Source organism: Euryhalocaulis sp., assembly GCF_013911995.1.
In the GTDB taxonomy this organism is placed as follows: Bacteria; Pseudomonadota; Alphaproteobacteria; order Caulobacterales; family Maricaulaceae; genus Euryhalocaulis; species Euryhalocaulis caribicus.
This window is the reverse complement of sequence record NZ_JACESD010000074.1, coordinates 1-10,005: the sequence shown is the minus strand read 5'-3', so window position 1 is coordinate 10,005 and position 10,005 is coordinate 1. Positions and strand designations below refer to the sequence as shown.

Sequence of the window (10,005 nt, the reverse complement as noted above, 5' to 3'; positions counted from 1 at the left end):
GCCGCGACCTGCCCAAGGTGCGCGCCGACAAGGGGCAGATCGAAACCGCGCTGATGAATCTCGCCACAAACGCCCGCGACGCCATGCGCGATCAGGGCGGCGGCACGCTGACCATTCGCACCCAGGCCGCCGAACAGGCCGATATTCCGGACCGGGAGACCGGAACGAAACCCGGCGATTATCTGCTGATCGAGGTCTCGGACACCGGCAGCGGCATGGACGCCGAGACGCGCGAGAAGATTTTCGAGCCCTTCTTCACCACCAAGGAGCCCGGCAAGGGCACGGGTCTGGGCCTGGCCACCGTCTATGGCATCGTGAAGCAGTCCGGCGGCTATCTGTTCGTCGACTCCCGCGAGGGCGAGGGGACAACCTTCCGCATCTTCCTGCCGGCCGCGGAGGCCGAGGTGGAAGAAGTGCAGGCGATGGAGGAACAGGTCGCCCGCACCCGCGCGCCCAAGGCGCCGGCGGATCTGGCCGGCCGCGGCCGCATCCTGCTGGTCGAGGACGAAAGCGCGGTGCGCCAGATCGCCGCCAAGACCCTGACCAAGCGCGGCTATGAGGTGATCGAGGCCGAGGACGGCGAAGAGGCGCTGGAACTGGCCGAACAGTATTCCGGCCAGATCGACCTGATGGTCTCCGATGTCGTGATGCCGGGTCTGGACGGGCCGGGCCTGCTGGAAGCCGCGCGCGAGCATCTGGGCGATGCCCGCGTCATCTTCATTTCGGGATATGCGGAGGAAGAATTCTCCGACGTGCTCTCGCGCGAGCAGGACGTGCGCTTCTTGCCCAAACCCTTCACCCTGCCGCAACTGGCGGAGATGGTGAAAACGGTGATGGCGGGGGGCTAGTCCTCGCCGGGGTTTTCCTCGACCGGATCGCCGTTCTCGTCGACCAGGATCCGCTCCGGCTCGCCCTTCACGTGGACACGGAACACCACCGCGCGCATGCCTTCATCCATCGTGACCGGCGCGTGAATGGCTTCGGGCGGGATGTGATAGGAATCGCCGGCTTCCAGAAGGATGTCCTCCTGCCCGTCCTGCCGGTGCGTCGCCGATCCCTCAAGCACGTAGATGAATTCCTCGCCCGGGTGGTAATGGCGCGGCAGGGTGGCGCCGGGACCCATCTGGATGTCGGTTATGATCACTTCCAGACCGTCATCGATCACGAGGGGCTCGCGCATGACATTGGTCAGGCCCGGCGGGGTGAGGGCGGTGTTGGCGTTCGCGCCATCCGGGTCATGGGCGAAAGCGGCGGCGGGCGTGAAACCAAGCGCGGCGGCAAGCATGATTCGCATCGGGCGTTCCTTTCAAGAGCGACGGATTAGCCGATTTTAGCGCGCCCGCCCCGCAACGCCACGAAAATCAGGGCTTTGCGTTATGGTAAAATGTTCCCCTTGCGTTCTTAGAACAAAACAGGTACGACTACGGCCATGGAGATTGATTGCCCCGACTCGGGGGCTGTGATCTAAGGGGCGGAACCAATGGCGCAACCAGCATTAAAAGTCGTGAGCGAAAAGAAACAGAACAGCGACAAGGAGCGGGCGCTCGAATCCGCTCTCAGTCAGATCGACCGACAGTTTGGCAAGGGCTCCCTGATGAAGCTCGGCCAGAAGGACGCACTGGACGTTGAGGCGATTTCGACCGGCTCTATAGGGCTGGATATCGCGCTGGGCGTTGGTGGGTTGCCGCGTGGCCGCGTGGTGGAAATTTACGGTCCGGAATCCTCCGGCAAGACCACGTTGGCTCTGCATTGCGTGGCCGAAGCGCAAAGAAACGGCGGCGTCGCCGCCTTTATCGACGCCGAGCATGCGCTGGACCCGGTCTATGCCGCCAAGCTGGGCGTGGACGTGAACGAGCTTCTGGTTTCCCAGCCGGACGCCGGCGAACAGGCGCTGGAAATCACCGATACGCTGGTGCGTTCCGGCGCGCTGGATGTTCTGGTGGTGGATTCTGTGGCCGCGCTGGTGCCGCGCGCCGAGCTGGAAGGCGAGATGGGCGACTCCCTGCCGGGCCTGCAGGCCCGGCTGATGAGTCAGGCGCTGCGCAAGCTGACGGCCTCCATCTCCAAATCCAGAACGACCGTCATCTTCATCAACCAGATCCGCCACAAGATCGGCGTGATGTTCGGCTCGCCCGAAACCACGACCGGCGGCAACGCGCTGAAATTCTATTGCAGCGTGCGTCTGGATATCCGCCGCATCGGCGCGATCAAGAACCGCGACGAGGTGATCGGCAACCAGACCAAGGTGAAGGTGGTCAAGAACAAGGTGGCCCCGCCCTTCCGGGAGGTCGAATTCGACATCCTGTATGGCGAGGGCATCTCCAAGATGGGCGAGCTGATCGATCTGGGCGTCAAGGCCGAGGTCGTGGAGAAATCCGGCTCCTGGTATTCCTATGGGTCCGAGCGCATCGGACAGGGCCGGGAAAACGCCCGTCAGTTCCTTCTGGATAATCCGGACATCGCCGCGCAGATCGATGCGGCGGTCCGCAAGAACGCTGGTCTTATCGTTGACGACATGCTCCTTCCCCCGGAGAGCGACGATGAGGCGGCCGAGGCCGGCTGACGCTCCGCCCCTTCCATGCGTCCCGGCGATTAGAGAGGGCGCTCCGCAGGTCGATCAGCGGAGCGCCCTTTTCTTATGGGCGGAGGGCCTTTATCTCCAAGGGGAAAGCGTAAATCATTGGAGAGTCTTTCGTGACGCCGCTCAAGGATATCCGGTCGGGTTTTCTCGACTTCTTCGGTGACCGGGATCACCGCATCGTTCCGTCCGCGCCTCTGGTGCCGGCCGACGACCCGACCCTGCTGTTCACGAACGCCGGCATGGTGCCGTTCAAGAATTACTTCACCGGCGCCGAGAAGCCGCCGCATCCGCGCGCGACCTCCACGCAGAAATGCGTGCGCGCCGGCGGCAAGCACAATGATCTCGACAATGTCGGCTATACCGCCCGGCACCACACCTTCTTCGAGATGATGGGCAATTTCTCCTTCGGCGATTATTTCAAGGAAGAAGCGATCGAGCTGGCCTGGACGCTGGTTCACAAGGAATTTGGCCTGGAAAAGGACAAGCTGACCGTCACCGTCTTTTCCGAGGACGATGAGGCGGCGGCGCTGTGGAAGAAGATCGCGGGCATCCCCGAGTCCCGGATCATCCCGATTTCGACTTCCGATAATTTCTGGATGATGGGCGATACCGGCCCCTGCGGCCCTTGCTCTGAAATCTTTTACGATCACGGCCCCGATATTCCGGGCGGCCCGCCGGGCACGCCGGAAGAGGACGGCGACCGTTTCATCGAGATCTGGAACCTCGTCTTCATGCAGTACGAGCAACAGGGTCCGGACAAGCGCGTCGAACTGCCCAAGCCCTCCATCGACACCGGCATGGGGCTGGAGCGCATGGCCGCGGTGCTGCAGGGCGTGCACGACAATTACGATGTGGACCTGTTCCGCCACCTTATCGGCGCGTCCGAGGACCTGTTTGGCGTGAAGGCCGAAGGTGAGCGACAGGCGAGCCACCGCGTCATCGCCGATCATATGCGCTCCACCAGCTTCCTGATCGCGGACGGCGTTACCCCGTCCAATGAAGGCCGGGGCTATGTGCTGCGCCGGATCATGCGCCGCGCCATGCGTCACGCCCATCATCTGGGCGCGAAGGAGCCGGTGCTGTGGAAGCTTACGCAGAATCTGGTCGATGAAATGGGCGATGCCTTCTCCCAGCTGGAGCGCGCGCAGCCGCTGATCGAGGAGACGCTGCGCAGCGAGGAAGAACGCTTCCAGCGCACGCTGGGCCGCGGCATGTCGATTCTCGAGGACGCGTTGGACGAGCTGCCCGAGGGGCAGAAGCTGCCCGGCGAAACCGCCTTCAAGCTCTATGACACTTACGGTTTTCCGCTCGACCTGACGCAGGACGCGCTGCGCCCGCTGGGCCGCGAGGTCGATACGCAGGGCTTCGAGACGGCGATGGAAAAGCAGAAGGAAACGGCCCGGCAGAGCTGGTCCGGGTCCGGCGACGCCGCGCCCGAGGCCGTCTGGTACGGCGTGCGCGAGGAAGCGGGCGCGACCGAGTTCCTCGGCTACGGGAGCTGTGACGATACCGGCGCGCTGAAAGCGATTGTCGCCGGCGGAGAGCGGGTGAAGAACGCGGCGGCGGGCGACGAGGCCTCGCTGGTGTTCGACCGCACCCCCTTCTATGGCGAGTCCGGCGGCCAGATCGGCGATGCGGGTGAAATCCTGTTCGATAACGGCGCCCGCGCTGAAGTCTATGACACGATCAAGCGCGCGGAAGACCTGCACGTCCACCTGGTCAGGATCGTGGAAGGCGAGGTCGGCGAGGGCGACGCCGCGCGCCTTGTCGTCGATCAGGACCGCCGCAACCGCACCGTCGCGAACCATTCCGCGACCCATCTGGTGCACGCCGCGCTGCGCGACGTGCTGGGCCCGCATGTGACGCAGAAGGGCTCCTATGTCGGCCCCGACCGGCTGCGGTTTGACTTCTCGCACCCGCGCGCGCTGGCCGATGAGGAAATCGACCGGATCGAGGCGCAGGTGAATCAGGTCATTCGCCAGAATGATGCGTCCGAGACGGCTGAGATGGAGCCGGATGCGGCCATCGAGGCCGGCGCGCTGGCCCTGTTCGGCGAAAAATACGGCGACCGGGTGCGCGTCCTGACCATGGGCCGCAATCTGGAGGCGGCGGATGCGCCCTATTCGGTGGAGCTGTGTGGCGGCACGCATGTCGCCCGCACCGGCGACATCCAGCTGTTCAAGATCGTTTCCGAAGGCGCGGTCGCCGCGGGCGTGCGCCGGATCGAGGCGTTCACCGGCGAGGCGGCGCGGCAATATATGCTGGAACAGGCGCGCCTGCTGCGGCGCAGCGCCGATGCGCTGAAGATCGCTCCGGCGGACCTGCCCGATCGCGTGACCGCGCTGTCCGACGAGAAGAAAAAGCTGGAGCGCCAGCTCTCCGAAGCGAAGAAGCAACTGGCGCTGGGCGGCGGATCGGCCGCGCCGGGCCCCGAAGACGTGGCCGGGGTGAAGCTGATCGCGCGCGTGGCCGAAGGCGTGGGCGGCAAGGATCTGCGCGGCATGGTGGATGAGGCCAAGTCGCAGCTGGGATCCGGGATTGCTGTGCTGATCGGCGTGAATGAAGGCAAGGCGGCGGTGGCCGTGGGCGTCACCAAAGACCTTACGGACCGCTTCAGCGCCGTTGATCTGGTGAAGGTCGCGGCCGAGGCGGTCGGCGGCAAGGGCGGCGGCGGCCGTCCCGACATGGCGCAGGCCGGCGGGCCGGACGGCGCCAGGGCGGAAGCCGCGCTGGACGCGGTGCGCGGTGCGTTGAAGGAGAAAGAGGCGGCCTAGCGCGCCTCCGCCGCGCCGGAAATTGCCCGGCGCGGCATAGTGCGGCGAAGGGGAGGGACATGGATCACGCACATTGGCTGAAGGACGCGATCGTGTTCCTGGTGGCCGCCGGCGTGATCGTCCCGCTATTCGCACGTTTCCGCATCAGCGCTGTTCTGGGCTTCCTGATCGCGGGACTGATCATCGGTCCCTTTGGCGCCGGCCGCTTTGTGGAAGCCGCGCCCTGGCTTTCATATTTCACGATCAGCGATCCCGAAGCCGTCGAGCCGCTGGCCGAAATCGGCGTGATTTTCCTGCTCTTTCTGCTGGGGCTTGAGCTTTCTTTTGAAAAACTCTGGGCGATGCGCCGCATGGTTCTGGGCGCGGGCGGATTCCAGACGGCGCTTTCAGCCCTTATTGTAGCCTTGGCGCTGTCGCTGTTCCTGCCCACCGTTGCGGCCATCTCCATTGCGCTGGCCCTGTGCCTGTCATCCACCGCGGTTGTCATGCAGATCCTTGCTGAACAACGGCGGGCGGGCAGCGAAACCGGGCAGGCCAGCCTGTCGATCCTGCTGTTTCAGGACCTTCTGGTCGCGCCGATTCTGATCGCGGTCGCCGCCATGGCGCGGCCTGAAACCAATATCGCATGGTCGCTCGGGCAGGCCTTGATCGCGGCCGCTATCGTAATCGGCGTGATCGTCATCGCCGGGCGGTTTGTCTTGCGGCCCCTGCTGCGCGTGCCGGCGCAGGCGGGGCGGCGGGAATTCATGCTGGCGCTGACCTTCGCCATCGCGCTGCTGGCCGCCCTGGCGACGGAGGCGGCGGGTCTGTCGCTGGCTCTGGGGGCGTTTCTGGCCGGGATACTGGTGGGCGAAACCGAATACCGCTTTCACGTCGAAATTGATCTGGAGCCGTTCAAGGGACTGCTGATCGGCCTGTTCTTCGTGTCGGTCGGCATGGGCGTGAACCTGGCGTGGGCCGCGCCGCAGCTGCACTGGATCGGCGCGGGGATCGTTGCGCTTATCCTGGTGAAATTCGCTACCGCCTTTACCGGGGCGCGGCTTTCCGGCGCGCGATCCGGGGCGGCAGTGGAAAGCGCTCTCTTGCTGGCCCCGGCGGGCGAATTCGGGTTCGTGATTATCGGCGCGGCGGCGGGCGCGGCGTTGCTGCCGCCGGACGCCGCAGCGTTCGTTACGGTCGTGATCGGCGGGTCGATGATCCTTACGCCCGTCCTGCAGCGGCTGGCTCCGCTTATCCTGAAGCTTCGCCCGGCGTCCGAAACCGGCGCCGCGAACGCGCCCCGCAACGCGGAGGACGCGCCGGGGGCGGCGGTCGTGATCGGCGGCTTCGGGCGTGTCGGCCAGTACATAGCGGCGGTCCTGGAGGCCGAAGGCGTGGATTATATCGCCATCGACCAGGACGCCGATCTGGTCCGGGTGCAGAGAAAGCTCGGACGCCCCGTCTATTTCGGCGACGCGTCCCGCCGCGAATTGCTGGAAATCATCGGGGCGGGTCCGGCCCAACTCTATCTGATCAGCGTCAGCAATGAGGAAAAGGCCGAGCGCATGGCGCAAGCCGCGCGGGATGTCAGCCGCGAGGCCGCGGTGGTCGCCCGCGCGCGCAATGTCGCGCACGCAAACCGCCTGCTGCGCGCCGGGGTGGATCAGGTCGTGCCCGAGGCGATGGAGGCAGGCCTGCAGATCGCCGCGCAGGCGCTGGAGCGTCTGGGCGTGGAGCCGGACGCGGTCCAGCACCGGCTGGAAGCGATGCGGGAACAGAACGAGGCCCGGCTACACCTGCGCTCCGGCGACTCCTGAATAGAAAAAGAGCGGGACCGGATGGTCCCGCTCTTTCCTGATCCGTAGAGAACAGCCGCAGGCTTACGCCTTGCTGAGCGCGTTTTCCAGATTGTCGGCGATCTTGTCGAGATAGCCTTCCGTGGTTTCCCAGCCCTGCTCGTCGCCGACCAGAAGCGCCAGGTCCTTGGTCATGTGCCCGGACTCGATCGTCTTCAGCACAGTCATTTCCAGCGTGTCGGCGAATTTCTCGACTTCCGGCGTGTTGTCCTGTTTGGCGCGGTAACGCAGGCCGTTGGTCCAGGCGAAGATCGACGCCGTGGAGTTGGTGGAGGTCGGCTCGCCGCGCTGGTGGGCGCGGTAGTGGCGGGTCACCGTGCCGTGCGCGGCTTCCGCTTCCACGGTCTCGCCGTCCGGCGTCATCAGCACCGACTTCATCAGGCCGAGGCTGCCAAAGCCCTGCGCCACCATGTCGGACTGCACGTCGCCGTCATAGTTCTTACAGGCCCAGATGAAGCCGCCGTTCCATTTCAGCGCCGCCGCGACCATGTCGTCGATCAGGCGATGTTCATAGGTGACGCCGGCCTCTGCGAATTTCTCCTTGAACTCCGCCTCGAACACTTCCTGGAACAGGTCCTTGAAGCGGCCGTCATAGGCTTTGAGGATGGTGTTCTTGGTGGACAGATAGACCGGCATTTCGCGGTCCAGGCCGAAATTCATGCAGGCGCGGGCAAAGTCGCGGATCGACTCGTCGGTGTTGTACATGCCCATCATCACGCCGCCGCCGGGGAAATCATAGACGTCGATTTCCTTGGTCTCGGACCCGTCCTCGGCTTCCCATTTGACGGTGAACTTGCCCTTGCCCGGCACCACGTAATCCTTGGCGCGATACTGGTCGCCAAAGGCGTGACGGCCGATGACGAACGGCTCGGTCCAGCCCGGAACAAGGCGCGGCACGTTCTTGACCACGATCGGTTCGCGGAACACGACGCCGCCCAGGATGTTGCGGATCGTGCCGTTGGGGGACACCCACATTTTCTTCAGGCCGAATTCCTCGACCCGCGCTTCGTCGGGGGTGATCGTCGCGCACTTGACGCCGACGCCATATTTCTTGATGGCGTGGGCGGCGTCGACGGTGATCTGGTCATCCGTCTCGTCGCGGGACTCGATCGACAGATCGTAATATTTCAGGTCGATATCCAGATAAGGGGTGATCAGTTTTTCCTTGATCATCGCCCAGATAATCCGGGTCATCTCGTCGCCGTCGATATCAACGATCGGGTTCTCAACCTTGATTTTCGCCATCGTGCCGTCCTGTCTGATTTAAGGGCGCGGGATGTCCCGCGAGAAAAGAGTTGGGCGTGAGATAACAGAGCGCGCGCCCAGCGCAAAGCTATGGAGGCTCCAGCGTGCTGAACAAACGCGAAAACGCGCCCGCAATCGTGCTGGCCCGTCCGCAAATGGGGGAGAATATCGGCGCGGCCGCGCGGGTGATGCGCAATTTCGGGCTGAGCGAGATGCGGATCAGCGCGCCGCGCGACGGCTGGCCGAATGAAAAGGCCTGGACGATGTCGGCCGGCGCAACGGATGTTCTGGATTCGGCCCGCGTGACGGAGGAATTCACAGAGGCGCTGGAGGGGCTGACGCTGGTCTTTGCGGCCACCGCGCGCCGCCGCGACCTGATGAAGCCGGTCGTGACCGCGCGCGAGGCGATGGCGCAGGCGCGCGAGGAAATTGCCTCCGGCGGCCGCGCCGGCGTGGTGTTCGGGGCCGAGGCCTCCGGCCTGATGAACGAGGAAGTCGCGGTTGCGGACGCAATCCTGACCCTGCCCGTGGATCCGGAGTTCTCCTCCCTGAATCTGGCGCAGGCCGTGGCGGTCACCGCCTATGAATGGAAGGCGGGGGATCCGCTGCCCGAGGATTTTGCGATGAATCATGTCCCGGCAGACAAGGCCGCGCTGACCGGCCTGATGTCTCATCTGGAGACGGAGCTGGAAGCCGCCGGGTTCTTTTTCCCGCCCGAGAAGGCGGAGAAAATGAAGCTGAACCTGCGCTCCACCCTGACGCGGGGGCGGCTGACTGATCAGGAAATTCACACCTTCCGCGGCGCCATCAAGGCGCTGGCCGAAAAGCGCCGCCGCGCGCAGTAAGAAAAAAGGCCCGCATCGCTGCGGGCCTTGTAGTTGGTCACTGTCAGGGACCGTAAACTCTAGTAAGCGCCAACCCCGCCGGAGAGCAGGAAGCCGCCCGTATCCACCGGACAGGCCTTGGCCTTGGTCTCCGTATAGGTCTCTTCGCGGCGGATCGTCAGAAGCTTGCTGCCGGGACCGTATTTGCGAAGCAGCGAACGTTCGAAACAATTGCGCTCCGGGTTCTGCGGGCGGCAGAAAAGCTGACCGTCCGGGGTGTGATACAGCGCCTCGCCCGGCGCGCAGACGATGGTGGAGGCGCCGTCATAGCCGCCCTCGTCGCCCACCGTGACCTGCAGGTATGAACCCGCGGCGCAGCGATACAGCTCGCCCTCATATCCCGCCTGCACATGCTCTTCCGGCCAAAGCTGGGAGGCGGGGTGCGGCGCGCCGCGGTCATCGATGCAGGCCGCGCGGATCGCGACCATCGCCTCGACCAGGCGCGTCTTCTCGATCAGCTCTTCTTCCTCGATACAGATATTCAGCGCGCCCATGGACGGGGCCGGGGCCGGGGCGAAATAGCCGCCTCCGCCGCCGACGATCACCTGACCGCCCGCGCCGGCGGAGCCGCCAGCACTGGCGTTCGCCGCCGCGCTGGCCGATGCTTCGACATTCACATTGACGTTCGTGCGGTTCACGAAAACGCCGCCGTGATTGACGTTCACCTTGGTGCCGCCGATCTTGAT

8 protein-coding genes are annotated in these 10,005 nt (G+C 64.8%); 5 read left to right on the top strand and 3 right to left on the bottom strand.

The features are described 5' to 3' along the window. A partial coding sequence (locus H2040_RS13905) for an ATP-binding protein (RefSeq protein ID WP_287158171.1) occupies nucleotides 1-848 on the top strand: 848 nt, incomplete at its 5' end. On the opposite strand, the gene H2040_RS13900 is transcribed toward H2040_RS13905, so the two are convergent. Next, a complete protein-coding gene (locus tag H2040_RS13900) occupies nucleotides 845-1,294 on the bottom strand; it encodes a cupin domain-containing protein (protein WP_287158170.1) in 450 nt (149 codons plus the stop codon). The two genes, H2040_RS13905 and H2040_RS13900, sit on opposite strands and share 4 nt — an antisense overlap. A gap of 186 nt (nucleotides 1,295-1,480) precedes the next feature. Between H2040_RS13900 and recA the strand changes: the two genes are divergently transcribed. The 3 genes from recA to H2040_RS13885 all read left to right on the top strand — a co-directional run bounded on the left by recA (nucleotide 1,481) and on the right by H2040_RS13885 (nucleotide 7,151). After that, nucleotides 1,481-2,563 carry a recombinase RecA gene (recA, locus tag H2040_RS13895; RefSeq protein WP_353844867.1) on the top strand — a complete coding sequence of 361 codons (1,083 nt, stop codon included), beginning with the start codon at nucleotides 1,481-1,483 and terminating at the stop codon, nucleotides 2,561-2,563. Nucleotides 2,564-2,694: 131 nt separating this feature from the next. Continuing rightward, nucleotides 2,695-5,355: an alanine--tRNA ligase gene (alaS, locus tag H2040_RS13890; protein ID WP_287158168.1), complete on the top strand. Its 2,661-nt coding sequence runs from the start codon at nucleotides 2,695-2,697 to the stop codon at nucleotides 5,353-5,355. 59 nt (nucleotides 5,356-5,414) lie between these two features. Next, a complete protein-coding gene (locus tag H2040_RS13885) occupies nucleotides 5,415-7,151 on the top strand; it encodes a cation:proton antiporter domain-containing protein (protein WP_287158167.1) in 1,737 nt (578 codons plus the stop codon). 63 nt (nucleotides 7,152-7,214) lie between these two features. Here the strand turns inward: H2040_RS13885 and H2040_RS13880 are convergent, their stop codons facing one another. After that, nucleotides 7,215-8,435: an NADP-dependent isocitrate dehydrogenase gene (locus tag H2040_RS13880; protein ID WP_022697313.1), complete on the bottom strand. Its 1,221-nt coding sequence runs from the start codon at nucleotides 8,433-8,435 to the stop codon at nucleotides 7,215-7,217. 104 nt (nucleotides 8,436-8,539) lie between these two features. On the opposite strand from H2040_RS13880, the gene H2040_RS13875 reads away from it, so the two are divergent. Beyond that, nucleotides 8,540-9,280 carry an RNA methyltransferase gene (locus H2040_RS13875; protein ID WP_287158164.1) on the top strand — a complete coding sequence of 247 codons (741 nt, stop codon included), beginning with the start codon at nucleotides 8,540-8,542 and terminating at the stop codon, nucleotides 9,278-9,280. A 59-nt stretch (nucleotides 9,281-9,339) separates the two neighbouring features. Here the strand turns inward: H2040_RS13875 and H2040_RS13870 are convergent. Next, nucleotides 9,340-10,005 (bottom strand): hypothetical protein (locus H2040_RS13870; RefSeq protein WP_287158163.1); only part of this gene is annotated, 666 nt, incomplete at its 5' end.

Bases quoted from the DNA above. Each gene is read 5' to 3' on its own strand.
- H2040_RS13900 (WP_287158170.1), bottom strand. From the start codon at position 1,294: ATGCGAATCATGCTTGCCGCCGCGCTTGGTTTCACGCCCGCCGCCGCT.
- recA (WP_353844867.1), top strand. From the start codon at position 1,481: ATGGCGCAACCAGCATTAAAAGTCGTGAGCGAAAAGAAACAGAACAGC.
- H2040_RS13885 (WP_287158167.1), top strand. From the start codon at position 5,415: ATGGATCACGCACATTGGCTGAAGGACGCGATCGTGTTCCTGGTGGCC.
- H2040_RS13880 (WP_022697313.1), bottom strand. From the start codon at position 8,435: ATGGCGAAAATCAAGGTTGAGAACCCGATCGTTGATATCGACGGCGAC.